Genomic DNA, 16,845 nt, shown 5'->3' with positions numbered 1-16,845 from the left:
TTATTTAACGTGAGATGAAAAATATAAAAAGGGTTGCCCGTTCAAAGTCCAATAAAGCCCGATTCATAGCAACTACATTGCTGTTTTGAGGAATATGAGCTAGGCATTTGCTCTCGGATTATTCGCCATCCAGACTTCCGTTTCGAAACTCCAGGTCTTCCAGCACCAGTCCGGCGGCAGGAGCCTTTGGTCCCAACAGACTTGCTTCTCTTCCGAGTAGTGCAGATTCCAGTATTTCCAGGCTCATTTCTCGGGTACCAAGTAGGAAAAGGGCAGCAGCCATTCGCCGGACCTGATGCATTAAAAACCCCTTGCTACGAACCCGAAAAACAAAGGTATTTTCCGGTGTCAGTGGAACCAGGGAATGCTTCGCCGAAAGGATGGCCGCGTACGTAATTTCCCGTTGAAAGTCATCGGTATTTTTCCCCGGGCTACAAAACCTGCGGAAATCGTGCCTGCCTTCAAAAAGAGCAGCTCCCTGCGCCATCAGCGATAGATCCAGGGTTTTTCCCGCATATGCCACCGTGCCGGTCTGAAACGGGTGGGGCTTCTCACCGAAAAAGAAATAATACCCGTATTGTTTGCAGCAGACGTCCTGAATGATGTTAAAGGAAGCAGGGACTTCCCGACAGCTGAGCAGGCGAATATCCGGCGGGAGGTTTTCGTTCGCCTCCTGCAGCAGGGTGGAGGGATCGGATGGCTGCCGCAGAAACAGCTCAAAGGCCCCATTGAGGCAAGACACCCCGCTATCTGTGCGGCTGGCTCCCAGCAAGGTAAAGTCCTCGTGCCCGAGCAGGTAGCGAAAGGTACGTTGGAGTGTACCCTGAATGGTTTTCACTCCTTTCTGAATCTGCCAGCCATGGTAGCGAAGGCCCAGGTATTGGATGCGGAAGAGGTAGGTATAGGGCCGGCTTTGCATGGTACAAAGCTAGGGCATGGAGACAACGCGTGCAAGTAATGACAAGGCGTTGGTTGCTGGCTTGGGGCGTTGTATTGGTTTCAATTTTCGTTATCCTCCTTGTGTTTACAGATTTGCGCATTAACTTTAGTAACTTGCCTCAGTTTTAGATTTTGGTCGGCGTAGTACATTTTCTTGCCTTTTACGGAGGTAGATCCCGAAGGAAAGTTGACCTTAGCTAGAACGTAGCACCGGAAAAACCGCATTTTATTTGCTATTTGCAAAAAAAAGCAAAAAAAAATCATCGACAATGCATAGAAAAATAAACACCATCCTCTACCTACTGTTCGTATCCGTACTGGCGCTATCCGTGGGCTGTTCTCCGGCCCCTTCGGAAAAGAGCGCCGAGCCGGACGGCCGGTTTGATGAACTGTTTCGACCCCAGTACCACTTTAGCCCCCCGTCCCAATGGATGAATGACCCCAACGGGATGGTTTATCACGCGGGAGAATACCACCTGTTTTACCAGCACTATCCCGACAGCAACGTCTGGGGGGCCATGCATTGGGGACATGCGGTATCCGAAGACCTGGTGCATTGGGAGCACTTGCCCATTGCCATTGCCCCGGATAGCCTGGGTTGGATATTTTCCGGGTCAGCTGTCCTTGACGAAACGAATAGCAGCGGCCTTGGCACCGCAGATAACCCGCCACTTGTCGCCATTTATACCTATCACGATCCCGTAGGGGCCGAAGCAGGGAGGGAAGATTACCAAACTCAGGGAATAGCCTATAGCACCGATGGAGGACGGAACTGGACCAAATATGCGGGCAATCCGGTTTTGGAAAACCCGGGAATACGGGATTTCAGAGACCCGAAGGTTGCCTGGATAGGGGAGCGGTGGATCATGTCGTTGGCGGTAAAGGACCGTATCCGTTTCTATTCTTCCGACAACTTGCTGGAATGGACCTACGAAAGCGATTTTCAACCCGAATGGGCTGCCTATGGAGGCGTCTGGGAATGTCCGGACCTCTTCCCCTTGACTACCCCGGAGGGGGAGGAAAAATGGATTCTCTTCGTCAGCATCAATCCAGGCGGGCCGAATGGCGGCTCTGCCACCCAGTATTTCGTCGGCGATTTTGACGGATCCACCTTCACCAGCGAAAGCGATCAGGTGAAATGGCTGGACTACGGGGCAGATAACTACGCCGGCGTAACCTGGTCAAACGTACCCAAATCGGACGGAAGGAGGTTATTCATCGGGTGGATGAGCAATTGGACCTATGCCAATGTGGTACCGACCGAAAACTGGCGTTCGGCGAATACCCTTCCCCGGGAGCTAGCGCTGGTCCGGCAGGGGGAAACCTATCGGGTACGCTCCAGTCCAGTGGCCGAATTGGAAAAACTCCGAAAATCCAGTAGCACAAAGGAAGGGGATTCCTGGGCAATTGACGCCGAGCTGTCGGAGTTGCTGCTGTTTCCCGAAGCGGGAGACTTCAGCCTGGAGCTGAGCAACGATACCGGGGAACGGATCATTCTGGCAAAAAAGGGCGATCAACTCACCTTCGATCGCAGCCAATCTGGAATTACTGGTTTCAGCGAGGCCTTTACTGCCCTGCATACGGCTCCGCTTCATGGAATGGAAGTAAACGAATTGCGGGTATTTCTGGACCGTTCTTCGGTGGAGATTTTTGTGAATCAGGGCGCATTGGTTCTGTCGGAAATTGTTTTCCCGGAACAGCCCTATTCCCGGATACGGTTGACCGGATTTAAAAGCAGTCACCAGGTACACGAACTGGCTAGCATCTGGTAAGTTGCTGGTATTCGGTACACGGGTCCCAAAAAATGCCGGATAAGCGGATTTTTATGGGATTTCGTTTTTTGTGCTGGGATGGAGTGATTGGAGGAATTGGCTTTGAAGGCAGAGGCTTGCCTCGCCTGCGGAATTCTTTTCGGTATAGCGAAAGGGAGGGTTTGGCTGCTTTCGGATACCCTTTCCGCAGGGAAAGGTTGGAAAAAAAGGGTATATGGATCGGTCCTTCGGTCAGATACCTCGCTAGAGCGCCGCATCGGTTTGTTTTTGGGACCCGGTCCTAGTTTTTTGTAGGGTGCGGCAGGAGAGACAATTTCATTTCACAGTCCGGCGCTACGGTCTGGCCCCTCGCTAAAAAGCCTCACCGGGGCTTTTTTTAACGCTCGGTCCTAATTCCTGTATGGTGCGATTAAGGGTTCCTCCCCCGAGCCTGAGCCCACCCCTGCAGTCGTATTTCAATTCCTGTATGGTGCGATTAAGGGTACGTGAGCAATACCGAAAAGAAAACAGGGATGCCAATTTCAATTCCTGTATGGTGCGATTAAGGGGTTCCGAATCCGCCTGGTGGTGCTGACGCCCTGGGATTTCAATTCCTGTATGGTGCGATTAAGGGAATTAAAAACACGAAAAAACCGGCTATTTTATACCAATTTCAATTCCTGTATGGTGCGATTAAGGGAAACAGGCTGCATCCGATACGGTGAAAGCGCAATTTATTTCAATTCCTGTATGGTGCGATTAAGGGCACCGGCACCACCTCCGCCTCCACCTTGTGTAATTTTATTTCAATTCCTGTATGGTGCGATTAAGGGCCTTTGGAAGTATGTATTTTTGAAAATCCTTTAGCTTATTTCAATTCCTGTATGGTGCGATTAAGGAAATCGGAGCGGCATTTTTGATGTTTACTTTCATGGTATTTCAATTCCTGTATGGTGCGATTAAGGAGACCTGACCGAGTACCGGAACAACCCGATCATGCTGATTTCAATTCCTGTATGGTGCGATTAAGGACAAAATTAATCTTAGACAAAAATGAAATCCAAGAATATTTCAATTCCTGTATGGTGCGATTAAGGAAAAAGGTCATGATGCGCCACTGCATCACCTGGATCAATTTCAATTCCTGTATGGTGCGATTAAGGGAACATACCATGCGATCCTGCTTATTTTGCCCGATTCTATTTCAATTCCTGTATGGTGCGATTAAGGGAAGTAGAGAATCAAGGAAAGGAACGTCTTAAAGAGAATTTCAATTCCTGTATGGTGCGATTAAGGGCCCGCGACCGGCTGTATCCCTGCTGCAGGTATCCCGATTTCAATTCCTGTATGGTGCGATTAAGGGTACGAGGAAGCACTCAAGATACAGCAGGGAAGTGAATTTCAATTCCTGTATGGTGCGATTAAGGGACGGGATCGGTCGCAGACATCCCTGACACGCTACCCAATTTCAATTCCTGTATGGTGCGATTAAGGGTTAAGCCCCTTTTTCAGGCACCGGCAAAAAAAGAATATTTCAATTCCTGTATGGTGCGATTAAGGGGATTAAAACCAACGCTTTCCAGTCCTATCTCGAAATATTTCAATTCCTGTATGGTGCGATTAAGGGAAGTTAGCCGGGATATGTACTACGATATTCAGTTAAATTTCAATTCCTGTATGGTGCGATTAAGGGTGAATGTATTCCAGGCGTGTTTGTCGTCTTCAATTAATTTCAATTCCTGTATGGTGCGATTAAGGGCCCGTATCAACCGGAACACCTGCCTTATATCCTGCTATTTCAATTCCTGTATGGTGCGATTAAGGGTGAAAAGGATTACGAAGGCGAAAACTTTGAGGTAATTTCAATTCCTGTATGGTGCGATTAAGGGTACGAGGAAGCACTCAAGATACAGCAGGGAAGTGAATTTCAATTCCTGTATGGTGCGATTAAGGGGATATCGGACGGTGAAAATGGTAAGGTCCTTTGGTTATTTCAATTCCTGTATGGTGCGATTAAGGGAATAGCGTCCCCTGTGCAATGTCGGCGTATTTCTTTATTTCAATTCCTGTATGGTGCGATTAAGGGCCAGATCGTACTGGTCCTTTTCATCCTTGTAGATGCATTTCAATTCCTGTATGGTGCGATTAAGGGCGAAATCACGGATATTATCCACCTGACAAAGCGAATATTTCAATTCCTGTATGGTGCGATTAAGGGCGTTTTCGGCTTGTATCTGAAACGCTGCGGAGTCTTATTTCAATTCCTGTATGGTGCGATTAAGGGACCGCAACGCGCGGAGCGAAATCCTCAACTTTCGCGTATTTCAATTCCTGTATGGTGCGATTAAGGGCAAGGGTTAGATTCGGGGGAAAACTTCTTTGAATCATATTTCAATTCCTGTATGGTGCGATTAAGGGCAACGGCGCCCCGGCAAAGTACCACAAGGCTTCGGTATTTCAATTCCTGTATGGTGCGATTAAGGGGTTCCACCCATCCCAGCAATGCGACCATCGTAGGATATTTCAATTCCTGTATGGTGCGATTAAGGGTCGGAAATATCTAGTTTGCCGGACCAATCCAGCGCAATTTCAATTCCTGTATGGTGCGATTAAGGGACCCATGCTATTTAAAATTTGCTCTACAAAATACGTATTTCAATTCCTGTATGGTGCGATTAAGGGTCTCGTTACCCCGGCAAATGTCAAATGGGTAAATATATTTCAATTCCTGTATGGTGCGATTAAGGGAAATAAAATGTGAAACTAAAAACTAAATAAAAAAAAATTTCAATTCCTGTATGGTGCGATTAAGGGTAATCGATACCTCGATAGCCGCTATCCCGGTTTGATATTTCAATTCCTGTATGGTGCGATTAAGGGTTGCAACCTATTGAGGTTCAAATGTTTACCCCCTTAATTTCAATTCCTGTATGGTGCGATTAAGGGCCTCGGATTCTCCCCCCGCTTCGTCTTCAAAATCCGATTTCAATTCCTGTATGGTGCGATTAAGGGCACCCTGGGGTTGTTCGGGTTTCGTTTGATTTTCGATATTTCAATTCCTGTATGGTGCGATTAAGGGTTTGACTACACAAAAGGGTTTGAAACGAAAAGCTATATTTCAATTCCTGTATGGTGCGATTAAGGGCCTGAAACAGGATTGAAGTATTTCACGTGCATCACTATTTCAATTCCTGTATGGTGCGATTAAGGGCAAGGGTTAGATTCGGGGGAAAACTTCTTTGAATCATATTTCAATTCCTGTATGGTGCGATTAAGGGCAGATTACGACATAGAAAGCAACTTTGCAGGTACTTATTTCAATTCCTGTATGGTGCGATTAAGGGCCCTACATTTTGCGAGGCGGCACGGATAACACTTTTATTTCAATTCCTGTATGGTGCGATTAAGGGGTGCATCGCTGGCCCTGTCAATGATCTGCGAAATAAATTTCAATTCCTGTATGGTGCGATTAAGGGAATTGTCCGTAGGAACTATGTGTCAAATTGTTCTTAATTTCAATTCCTGTATGGTGCGATTAAGGGTAAAGCAGAACTCAAAGAAATCAAAAACGCTATCTAATTTCAATTCCTGTATGGTGCGATTAAGGGTTAATGGATTCCCATTTTTTAAGGTCTCGCTTTAATATTTCAATTCCTGTATGGTGCGATTAAGGGACTTCCATTGCCAATCAAAAGCACTTTCACTCTTACATATTTCAATTCCTGTATGGTGCGATTAAGGGCCGTACAACAAAACCCAAAATGAAGAAGTTAAATATATTTCAATTCCTGTATGGTGCGATTAAGGGAAAACTACCTAACCTTTCCTGCAACCGTTTCAGGAACATTTCAATTCCTGTATGGTGCGATTAAGGGCCACACAGTTTTTAGGTGTGCAATCGTTGCAAACGGTATTTCAATTCCTGTATGGTGCGATTAAGGGTCCCACATTTCATTCCTGAATTCATCAATTTCCGGAATTTCAATTCCTGTATGGTGCGATTAAGGGTCCATCACAAGTAAAAGGTTCTCATTTAGCAATCGTATTTCAATTCCTGTATGGTGCGATTAAGGGCCTATATTCTCCGGGTTTATTGATCCCGGTACTAATATTTCAATTCCTGTATGGTGCGATTAAGGGCACCTGGGCCCAAAGATCGATTAATCCGTTAGGGGCATTTCAATTCCTGTATGGTGCGATTAAGGGTTCCAAACCGCAATCGTGTTGTCCTCCCAGTGAGGCAATTTCAATTCCTGTATGGTGCGATTAAGGGCATGCAAAGGTTTCCGGTTTCCGGGTCAATCCAAAATATTTCAATTCCTGTATGGTGCGATTAAGGGAATCCAAAATGCAGCTGGGACAAAGATTTTCTATCCGATTTCAATTCCTGTATGGTGCGATTAAGGGCGCAAAACATTTTATTGATTTCGAAGATACTAATGTATTTCAATTCCTGTATGGTGCGATTAAGGGAACTATAAAAACCATTCATTTCATCTACGCCAACTTATTTCAATTCCTGTATGGTGCGATTAAGGGATTGTCTACCAGGTTCCAGATGCGGCTCCGGTACCCGATTTCAATTCCTGTATGGTGCGATTAAGGGGGCTGAGTACCGCCTGGAGCTGCCGGGTATCGTCGTATTTCAATTCCTGTATGGTGCGATTAAGGGGCGCGTACTGTACCTGCTGCAGGTCGCTCACCTGCTATTTCAATTCCTGTATGGTGCGATTAAGGGTTAATAGCTAATATTATAGTACCTGTCGTTCCTTCGTATTTCAATTCCTGTATGGTGCGATTAAGGGCCGCACAGATTGAAAAACCCTATCCATGCTAATTACAATTTCAATTCCTGTATGGTGCGATTAAGGGTATAGCTGCCCATCCTGATAGGTAGGCTGTGCCAGATTTCAATTCCTGTATGGTGCGATTAAGGGCATCGTAAAAAATAGCTGTAGTATGGACCCAGGATTATTTCAATTCCTGTATGGTGCGATTAAGGGCATCCCCGGAAACGTCCATTGTCCAGGATACGGTGCTATTTCAATTCCTGTATGGTGCGATTAAGGGCTAACCGCAACAGCCAACCCTTCGTATGTATTTTTATTTCAATTCCTGTATGGTGCGATTAAGGGATTCCTTTTCGGATATAGCCCCGGATTTAAACTGATATTTCAATTCCTGTATGGTGCGATTAAGGGCCCGTTCTTGTATCGTCTGTGTCCTTGCTTACTGCTATTTCAATTCCTGTATGGTGCGATTAAGGGATTGAAAGAGGTAATTACAATACATTTGAAAACTGTATTTCAATTCCTGTATGGTGCGATTAAGGGGAAACGCCTCCGTAGCGTAAACGGGTTTTTGATCTTATTTCAATTCCTGTATGGTGCGATTAAGGGGGCGTTACAGGCATTTGTCCGGGGGCCTGCTGTATATTTCAATTCCTGTATGGTGCGATTAAGGCTGTTTAAATTTAGTTGTGGTTATCTGCTAGTTAAAAATTTCAATTCCTGTATGGTGCGATTAAGGAAACACCTATAAATATAGCTAGTTTTGTATCTGCGGATTTCAATTCCTGTATGGTGCGATTAAGGTATTTCCGGCTATTTGACCAGGTAGAGGTGGAGATCCATTTCAATTCCTGTATGGTGCGATTAAGGTAAAAGCGACCTCAAAGAGATCAAAGCAATTCTCTAATTTCAATTCCTGTATGGTGCGATTAAGGCCACAGCCTCCTGAATGGTGAGAACCAAACCGGAAAATTTCAATTCCTGTATGGTGCGATTAAGGCTTCCGCCAACTTCTTTTTTTCCTCTGCGGCTTTTTATTTCAATTCCTGTATGGTGCGATTAAGGCCGTTGGGCGAAATGCAAAAATAGGCCAAATTCCTCTAAAAATAAGGGTTCAGGCACGGGTTTTTGGCTTCTTGCGTCGTCGATCGGCAATAACCCGATTTTGCCCGACCTTCGACAACCCAAGGAATAGGCGTAAAAAAGGTCATGTAAAGCAGATGATCCAGCGAGGGAGGCTACATCGTGTCAAAAACGCGTTCATCGACAACCAAACCCCTTAAATAAATGTATCCAAGTCGTTTTTGTCCTGCCCGATGATTTCCTTTTCCAGCCAATTCTGTTCCCTGCTCTTGAATAGAATCAAACTGTCCGTTTCTTCCTCCATAATCAGCCGGGCACTATGCACCAGCTGCTTTAGCTTTACTTCGGTTATCTCGCCTTCAAAAACCGAATTCTGGATCCAATTCAGGTACCGCCGGCAAAGTTTGAGCATCTTGCCAACGCGCTTTTCACCGATATCGTATACGAGGATGATGTACATAGTTGATACGTGATAGTTGATGAAGTGGTGGGGGTGCCATTTCTTTTTTTGTTTTTTTTGGAAGGAGATGGTTTCCCTGCCCATTTCTTCCTTTAGCCTGTGTTTTTCAGGACGGAATTTTTTACCCCTCGTTTACCACCCATACCAGCCTACCACCAAACCTTAAATGGCTGATACGTTTCCATTCCCAGCAGGTGTTTGCTGAGCTTGTAGCATTCCAGTTTGACCAGATACTTGTAGCTTACTTGTTTTTTCAAGGTTCTATGTTTGATGGTTTCATTCAGCCGTTCTTCAAATGCCCGGATAAAGGCTTTTTTGCCGCTTTCCTTCAAAATCACCTTGTTGACATGAAAATCAAAGTCCTTGGATTTGACTTCTCGTTTGTTCAATACCCGGAAGATGGTTCGATCCACCAGAATGGGCTTGAATATCTCCGCCAGGTCCAGCGCCAAAGAGTACCTTCTGTACCCGGGTTCGTGAAGAAAACTGATCGTGGGATTTAACTGGGTATGGTAAATTTGATCCAGGCAAAGCGTATAGCACATCATATTGCCAAAGGATATCAACGCGTTTACCTCATTCAAGGGCGGCTGCTTGCTCCGGCCCTCCATGGCATGGTCTTTCAAGATCAGGTCAAAGGCCCGGTAATATTCCTGCCGGATATTCCCCTCTACCCCCATCAAAGAAGGAATATCACCGGAGCCATTTATAAGCATACTAAACTGGGTAATTTTCTTAAGCGAGTTTTCCAGGTCTTTGCCCCGGTTTTGGTAGTACTTCAGGTTTTTGCTGATATTGAATGCAGCCCCTTCGACAAATTTCCTGGCAATTTTCAATCGGCTATCCGCCTGAGAATAATGCAGGGTCTGTTGGATTTGCATCTTGCCGGCCAGCAAATATTCTTTGGGTTGAAAGCTTCCCGTATAATGTTCGTAATAATCAAAGAAATGCACGCTGATGCCAGCTTTCCCCAAAAAATTATACAAGGCCGAATTGGCATCCAGGCTGCCAAAGCAATACAGGTCCGAGACACCCTCCACCGGAATGTACTTGGGCGTTCCTTCCTTTCCCGACTCGTCTACAGGCGTGAATTTCAATGTGAAATCCTTTCGGCTAAGCCTGCCGGGGTTGAAGAGGTAATAGGTTTTTTTCATTATCAGGATTGAGGGGTGGGGATGAGGATTGACCCGTTATACAGTGGAGACAGTGACTTTGGACGTTTCCAGGTCGAAGAAATTGGGGTCCCAGTTTTCAACCGTTTCAAGACCTAGCCATTCCCGCATCTCCTCGTGCATTTCATGTTTAGGGTCGGCAAGCGCTTCTTGGAGGTTTTCATATCCCCATATGCCTCCACAGTCCTCGGGAGGGCAGGTGCCTTTTCCGGCCAATAATTCAGCCCGGAAGGCTTTTTTATCGATTAACTTTTCTACCAGAATGGTATGTGTCCAGTCATCTCCAAAGTCGTAGATATAGGTAAAGGTCTGCCCTTCCATGCGAAGGTATTTGTTCAAGGTTATTTTTTCGGCATTTTTCGTTTCTTCCTCTTCCCATTCGTCTCCTTCCACACCGATTTGGGGTTTAGAACCATAGCCCTTGGGTGAGAATTGGTATAAATGGTAATCCTCCCATCCAAATGCAGCTTGGATAACTTCATGTAAGCGACTGAACGTAAAATGATCCGGAACCAACAGCCTGCGCCATACAGGAGGTTTGGAGATTCCTTTGATTTGGACTTTTAGTTGGAGCAACATAAGGTTCTTTGATTTAATTTATTGGTTTTCTTATTTCTTCCATATGGTTCTTATTTGCAAATTGGTTGTTCGCAAACATCCCTTCATTAACTGTTTACCCCACACCTAATTACCCGTTCACCGATTATCTCTCCTCTCCCGCGTAGCAAAAATCATAGTAGCTACATTTTTTGCAGATGGAGAGTCTAACCAACGGAGGGCAGTAGGGCTGATTGATAATGGCGGTAGCTTCCTGAATATAGGTACTTACCAAAGCTTCATCTCCTTCTTCCCATTCCACAATTTGGGTTTGCCGCATTTTGGGGTATTCAAGCAAGGCACTGGCCCCTTCGATTCCATTTTTTGACAGCATATACAGGTAATACTTTACCTGGGCGATATGCGCCCGTTCTACCTTATCGGTTTTCTTGACTTCGTGAATGACTTTGTTTTTGGCTTCGTAAAAGTCGATTTTGATGCCGTTTAATTCCAGTTCGGTGTATTTCTTGGTCCGGTCGGAATAGCTTGTCTCTCCAATAAGTTTGCCCTCGGCCACGATATCCGAGGTGTGCTCCATCCGAATGCCATGGGCAAAGAGCCAAAGTTTGCGGTGGCAGGTGTGGAGATAGGCGATATGCGTGCCGGTGGTATTCAATTATTGCGCTAAATCAGGCGTATTAAAGTTGCTGTAGCCACCTCATTAATAAGGTGTCGTGAAGGCGGTAATGATCGTTTTGATAAACAACAAACTCTTTTTTTACCAGTAACTGAAGGGCTGTACTTACTGAACTGGCAGCACCAAGGTTATATTTGGCAATGAATTCCTGAGCCGTGGGGGAGGGTACGATTTCTTGTAAGGCGATGGCTTTCAATGTCCTCCACTGAAAATCAGTTAACAATTGCTGGTAGGTGCCAAAAAGCGGTGCTTCCTGTTGTATAATTTCCTGCTTCACCTCCGAAAGTAGTTTCTCGCCAATGACCTGCTTTCTGCCATAGAGTTTGTTGCAGATAAGCTGTACATAATAGGTTTGCATGCGACACCAGGCAAAGATGTCATCCAGCAGCGGTTTACTGATTTCGAGGTTTACTTTTTTGAAAAATGCCCGGATAAATACAGCATAGTCCGTCTTGTCTATGGACTCCAAGGACCAGAGCTGCGCACTATTATAAAAAGGGCGTCCATGGTCGGTAAACATGGTTTGCATCATATGCCGATGACTGCCACTGAAAATAAAACGTATCATGGGAAATTCTTGCGTCCAGGACCGGAAAATCGCTTCGGCATTTTGCCTGGTATAAGAAGTGATTTGTTGAAATTCGTCAATAGCGACGACGACGGGCTGTTTTAGCTCTTTAAGAAAGGTGCCAATGGCTTCCATGGAGCGTTCTGCCTCGGAGGCCTGAACCAATCCAAGGGAAATCTGAGGTGCACCACTAATGGGATCCATACTAATGGTTGCGCCCAATGAACTGAGCATGGCCAGCATTTTTTTGCCTAGTCCGGTATGTAGGTTTTCAAACTGCTGAAGAATGGCATTTGCCAGTTTTTTGTTGGCTTCTTGCATGCTGCTCGTGCCCAGTAAGTCCACAAACACCGTTTTGGCCCTTTTTTCTTTTTCCAGGTAATAGAAAAACTGCTTTATAAGGGCAGTTTTGCCCATCCTGCGGTAGGCATAAATCACTGCGTTACGTTCGTTGCTAAATTGTTCCTCCAACCAGGCCAACTCCCTTTTCCGGTTGCAGAAATAGGCGGGACTGTGGTAACCGCTAAGGACAAATGGATTGGCAGGCTTTCTCATATTTCGTGATATACGTTACGTGATCTACGTAACGCAAGATATGAAAAAATGAGTAGCAGCCAACTGAAATTTTCGGGTTTTTTCATTTCTTCCTCTTCTCATTCCTTGTCCGCAACACTGATTTGGGGTTTGGAATGGGTGAAAATTGGTATAAGCGATAATCCTCCCATCCAAATGCAGCTGGGATTACTACATGAAAGCGACTGAATGTATAATGATTTGGAAACAGGAGTCTGCGCCATACAAGAGGTTTGGAAATTTCTTTGACATGTTTTTTTAGTTTAAACAACAATAGGTTTTTTGATGATTTTTTTATTGGTTTTTTATTTCTTCATCCCTATTGTTCTTAATTGAAAATTGGTTGTTGGCAAACATCCCGTTACTAGCAGTTTATTCCATTTGTGATCACCCCGTTAACAACCATCACTCCTCTCCCGAATAGCAAAAATCATAGTAGCTACATTTTTCGCAAATGGGGAGTCTAACCAACGCGGGACAGTGGGGCTGATTGATAATGGCGGTAGCCTTCTGAATATAGGTACTTACCAAAGCTTCATCTCCTTCTTCCCATTCCACAATTTGAGTTTGCCGCATTTTGGGGTATTCAAGTAAGGCACTGGCCCCTTCGATTCCATTTTTGGACAGCATATACAGGTAATACTTTACCTGGGCGATATGCGCCCGTTCTACCTTATCGGTTTTTTTGACCTCATGGATGACTTTGTTTTTGGCATCGTAAAAGTCGATTTTGATGCCATCGAGTTCCAATTCGGTGTATTTTTTGGACCTATCGGGATAGCTGGTCTCACCGATTAGTTTGCCCTCGGCTACCAATTGGGAAGTGTGTTCCATTCGGATGGCATGGGCAAAGAGCCAAAGTTTGCGGTGGCAGGTGTGAAGGTAGGCGATATGGGTGCCGGTGATCGTCAAGGGGAGTCTTACTAATCAAACCTATGAGCGGCATCCAGGATACTCAGTACCTTCTTGTCCAAGGTCCACAACTGATAACCGTTATTAATTACTGGTTGCATGATTGAAGCGTCCATCAGGCCCATCCCTAGATTGTGAAAATTATTGTCGTTGGCAAAATGGGAAGCCCGTAACATGGAACCACGCTCAAAATCCAGTTTTGGCAAAATCTGCCAATAGGAAAGTACCAGTTCTTTGTCTTTTGGTTTTCTGACCCCGTAGAGGAGCTCTGCAAAGATGGGTTCAATAACGGCTATCTTCCCGGCTTTCAGTAACGTCAAAAAACGGGCAGTCACCGGATCATTTTGCTTCAGGAATTCTATCCAGATACTGGTATCAGGAACGATCATGTCCGTTGCTACGATTTCTCACCTTCTCTGCAGAAAACCCCTCCTGAAAAGTGACCGGGCCTTTGGACAAGGTAGCATTTAATTTTTCGATCCTTTTCAAGTACAGCCAGTCATTCAGTGCTTATATCAGGCTGCCGTTGATGTTTTTACCTCCGGTAAATGCTTTCACATCCGCTATCATATCATCAGGTAATATTGCAGTCACTTTCATAGCAATCAATTCGTTGGAATTTTAATTATTTATCCGTCATCAATATAGTATTGAAACATACGAAAATACTATACGATAGATTATTCTATTTTCAAGTCGCTGTCAAATTAATCTGTTACGACTTTTTTACCTTAAATCAGGTTTCTGCCCTATTACAAAGGTAATGGAGCGTTGTGCGGGCCGAAGATTTCCTACATGTTGATCAAACCCGCAGACCTCAGTTCAGCCCTAAGCGCGGTTAATCTGGAGTAAATGGAATAAATCTTTGTTGCCAGGTCCGCGGCCTCCTGCTGAATACCGGGGGTACTCGCAGCTATTTTCAGTAATTGGGCAATCCTTTCATAAAAATTCCTCCCGCGTTCATCGATGAGTAGTTCCTGTATTTTCTGATCCAACAGGCTCAAAGCAGCCTTTGGGTCGCTTTGAATGCAAGGAGTCATTATTGCCACAATATTCCACCGGTCAGCATGCTGCCGGGCATAATTTATTGCCTGGGTGTATTTCCCGTCCATACAAAGTGCCAGAACATAGGCCGGCCGATCCCAATGGAATTTTTCAATATACCGCATCCGTTCTTCCATTCCCATCAGTTCCTGAAGTACCCGGTAGTAATTTTCCGAAAATTTTCTTTCGTTCAAGCGTATCGTCACCTGCTTGTACAAGTTGGGATCGTCAGAAGGCTCTAATACGTCGAAATACCGGCTGGCAAATTCTTCCTGAAAAAGCCCTTCCGACCAGAGCGTTTTTGCAATGCGTACAAACTCCTGTTTGTTAGCCGTTTTGTAATGGTCCAAGAGTGCGCTTGCTACCTGTCTGTTTTTTTTAAAGAAAATCAGGGCGGTTTTTTCCCAGGCTTTCAGGCCACCAGCTTTTCGGTGCAATTCAGAAACCAGCCAGGGGAGGGCATCGATAGCCTCTTTTTGCTCTAGCACGTCAAGTAGGATGTTGGCCTCTGCCCCTGAGTGAATGAGGAAATAAAGATACGATTCGAAAAAGGGCAGTAGTTCATGATCATCCGAAGGGGATTTCTGATGTTGATCAATTAGCACGGAAGCAATGGTGAACAGTTGATCGTCGGCAGCATGTAGGACACTGAACAGGGGGACACAATCCTGCAGGTGCTGATCGAGTTGATTGAGCATGGAGCTCACCGGATCGGGCAAAGTTTCGTATTCATCGTCGAGCTCGGCTTTTGTGCAGGCCTGGTGGAGGCTGAACATGTATAAGAAGGCCAGATCGACCTGTTTTTCGGTACAGTACCTTTCTACCTCCGCTACATGAATGCCAATGATCCTGCTGATCTCGCCTTCGGCCATGTGTTCCATGGCCTCATACTCTGGGATATACCCGTTATGAGGGGGGGTATACTCCTGCCAATCAGGCTCATTGATATTGATAGATTCAAGGTCCGCCCTGATGAGATCAGCACTGGCCATAATAAAATCATCCGGGTCGCGGACGGTCATTTTCAAGGTTTTACCCGAGGGTTTCAAGTAAAAACCCAGGAATTCCTCTTTGAGCTCCGGGTATTTTCGGAACACTTCCTCAAGGAAAGCCAGCTTTAGCTGCTCACTGGATTGTTGGTAGAATTGGTCGAACATGGGAATTTACCCTATTTATGTTACTTGCATAAGCTTCCACTAGCCGCTTTTGAGCTTGGGAAGGAATTAATTTAAATCCCCAGGACTATTGGTTTTCGTAATCAAAGGCCATCATTTTCTCGATTAAAGCTTTCTCTGCGCGTTCGAGGGCATCTGCTGTTTCCCCTTTGGTATGAATAAAGCCCCCTGCTTGAAGCGAAATAAACGTGTCTACTCCCGTCAATCCTTCGTCTATAATGGGATCTGCCTTTTTGGAATCTTCCTCGGATAGTTTGGCTCTGATGCTACCAGCAATCAGGTTGGCATTATCACTGATGGAAACAGCCAAGGTATCCATCAAACTGAATGTTCGTGATTGGTTTGAAGTGATGCGCCAGTTGAGGATGGCTTTGGCAAGGCCGGGAATCCATTTCGCCCGCAATGCCATTGGTGCTACCAGGCAGGGACCGAATACATTTTTCGACTCAATCCAACCCTCTTCCTTCAGTTTTCCGATCGTAGAATCAGCCATTTCCGGCTCAAGCTGATTGGTACTGACAGAAAAGAGCCTCCGTAAATCTATGGCAATGTCAAAGACAAACAGTCCTGTTGCCCGCTCTGCAGGATTCAACCATTTCCTTCCCAAACTTCTATCAGTATTACCCTCAGTTTTCAATACAACATCGATTTCTTCTTCAGTAAGTATATTTCCTTTTTCGTCGCGAATAATTACGGCATTGTTGGGCCGCTCACTTCTGTCGAAGGATCCTGCTTCTCCACCACTTGAATCCATACCGGCCAATAATGGATGTTATGCACGCATGGCAGAAATGGATAGCGGGCTTCTTCTTTTAAGGGTTCTTTCTCCCCCACCTTTTGAGGCTTTCATCCAACCGCCAAATAACTGGTCAGCGTAGGTTGGATCACAAGTTCCATAAACCTCACCTTCTTTGAGCTTTTTTTGCTTATCCACTTCAAACAAAAAAGTAGTGGGGGATGGGGTTTGGTCAATTGCTTCGCAAAGCGCGTCAATCAAGGACCGCTTTACCTGCTGCCCGCTAGAAAAAGGGATTCTTTTGTTGAACTGAACGTCATAATAATACTTTTGGCCACTGGCTACATTGAAAACAGTGTGTTCGGCTCTCTTTAAAGTTCTTATGTAAATGGTATTCATGTTTTAACT

The 16,845-nt window shown here is 45.3% G+C and carries 13 protein-coding genes and 1 CRISPR repeat array; of the genes, 1 reads left to right on the top strand and 12 read right to left on the bottom strand.

The features are described from left to right. Positions 1 to 118: 118 nt before the first annotated feature. Positions 119 to 919 (bottom strand): tRNA pseudouridine synthase A, encoded by an 801-nt coding sequence (locus GCU44_RS19015; protein WP_154858678.1) that lies wholly within the window; start codon positions 917 to 919, stop codon positions 119 to 121. A gap of 289 nt (positions 920 to 1,208) precedes the next feature. Between GCU44_RS19015 and GCU44_RS19010 the strand changes: the two genes are divergently transcribed. Next, positions 1,209 to 2,711, top strand: coding sequence for a glycoside hydrolase family 32 protein (locus tag GCU44_RS19010; RefSeq protein WP_154858676.1), 1,503 nt, complete (start codon positions 1,209 to 1,211; stop codon positions 2,709 to 2,711). A 386-nt stretch (positions 2,712 to 3,097) separates the two neighbouring features. Continuing rightward, positions 3,098 to 8,546: a CRISPR direct-repeat array (repeat unit 30 nt; unit sequence ATTTCAATTCCTGTATGGTGCGATTAAGGG). Between the two features lie 213 nt (positions 8,547 to 8,759). Here GCU44_RS19010 and cas2 read toward each other — a convergent pair. The 11 genes from cas2 to GCU44_RS23305 all read right to left on the bottom strand — a co-directional run bounded on the left by cas2 (position 8,760) and on the right by GCU44_RS23305 (position 16,836). Further along, positions 8,760 to 9,023, bottom strand: coding sequence for a CRISPR-associated endonuclease Cas2 (cas2, locus tag GCU44_RS19005; RefSeq protein WP_154858674.1), 264 nt, complete (start codon positions 9,021 to 9,023; stop codon positions 8,760 to 8,762). A gap of 149 nt (positions 9,024 to 9,172) precedes the next feature. Beyond that, positions 9,173 to 10,177: a type I-B CRISPR-associated endonuclease Cas1b gene (gene cas1b, locus GCU44_RS19000; RefSeq protein WP_154858672.1), complete on the bottom strand. Its 1,005-nt coding sequence runs from the start codon at positions 10,175 to 10,177 to the stop codon at positions 9,173 to 9,175. 36 nt (positions 10,178 to 10,213) lie between these two features. After that, entirely contained in the window at positions 10,214 to 10,774 is a 561-nt protein-coding gene (locus GCU44_RS18995) for a plasmid pRiA4b ORF-3 family protein (protein ID WP_154858670.1), read from the bottom strand. A gap of 124 nt (positions 10,775 to 10,898) precedes the next feature. After that, on the bottom strand, positions 10,899 to 11,408 hold the full coding sequence (cas4, locus tag GCU44_RS18990; protein WP_154858668.1) for a CRISPR-associated protein Cas4: 510 nt from the start codon (positions 11,406 to 11,408) through the stop codon (positions 10,899 to 10,901). A gap of 22 nt (positions 11,409 to 11,430) precedes the next feature. Continuing rightward, complete coding sequence (locus tag GCU44_RS18985; RefSeq protein WP_154858666.1) at positions 11,431 to 12,552, bottom strand: AAA family ATPase; 1,122 nt, start codon at positions 12,550 to 12,552, stop codon at positions 11,431 to 11,433. A gap of 82 nt (positions 12,553 to 12,634) precedes the next feature. Next, the gene (locus GCU44_RS23510) at positions 12,635 to 12,841 is read right to left on the bottom strand and encodes an IS1096 element passenger TnpR family protein (RefSeq protein WP_161993978.1); all 207 of its coding nucleotides are present in this window, start codon (positions 12,839 to 12,841) and stop codon (positions 12,635 to 12,637) included. A 134-nt stretch (positions 12,842 to 12,975) separates the two neighbouring features. Next, positions 12,976 to 13,482, bottom strand: a complete 507-nt coding sequence (locus GCU44_RS18975) for a CRISPR-associated protein Cas4 (RefSeq protein WP_154858664.1) — start codon at positions 13,480 to 13,482, stop codon at positions 12,976 to 12,978. Between the two features lie 11 nt (positions 13,483 to 13,493). Next, positions 13,494 to 13,871 carry a PIN domain-containing protein gene (locus GCU44_RS18970; RefSeq protein WP_154858662.1) on the bottom strand — a complete coding sequence of 126 codons (378 nt, stop codon included), beginning with the start codon at positions 13,869 to 13,871 and terminating at the stop codon, positions 13,494 to 13,496. Between the two features lie 402 nt (positions 13,872 to 14,273). Next, the gene (locus GCU44_RS18965) at positions 14,274 to 15,683 is read right to left on the bottom strand and encodes a hypothetical protein (protein ID WP_154858660.1); all 1,410 of its coding nucleotides are present in this window, start codon (positions 15,681 to 15,683) and stop codon (positions 14,274 to 14,276) included. Positions 15,684 to 15,768: 85 nt separating this feature from the next. After that, the gene (locus GCU44_RS23310; protein ID WP_241685027.1) at positions 15,769 to 16,455 is read right to left on the bottom strand and encodes a hypothetical protein; all 687 of its coding nucleotides are present in this window, start codon (positions 16,453 to 16,455) and stop codon (positions 15,769 to 15,771) included. An 18-nt stretch (positions 16,456 to 16,473) separates the two neighbouring features. Next, positions 16,474 to 16,836, bottom strand: a complete 363-nt coding sequence (locus GCU44_RS23305; RefSeq protein WP_241685026.1) for a hypothetical protein — start codon at positions 16,834 to 16,836, stop codon at positions 16,474 to 16,476. Positions 16,837 to 16,845 lie beyond the last annotated feature (9 nt).

The sequence above is a fragment of the Cyclobacterium xiamenense genome (assembly GCF_009467825.1).
GTDB lineage: Bacteria > Bacteroidota > Bacteroidia > Cytophagales > Cyclobacteriaceae > Cyclobacterium > Cyclobacterium xiamenense.
The sequence above is the reverse complement of the archived record's forward strand: the minus strand, read 5'-3'. Positions and strand labels throughout refer to the sequence as shown.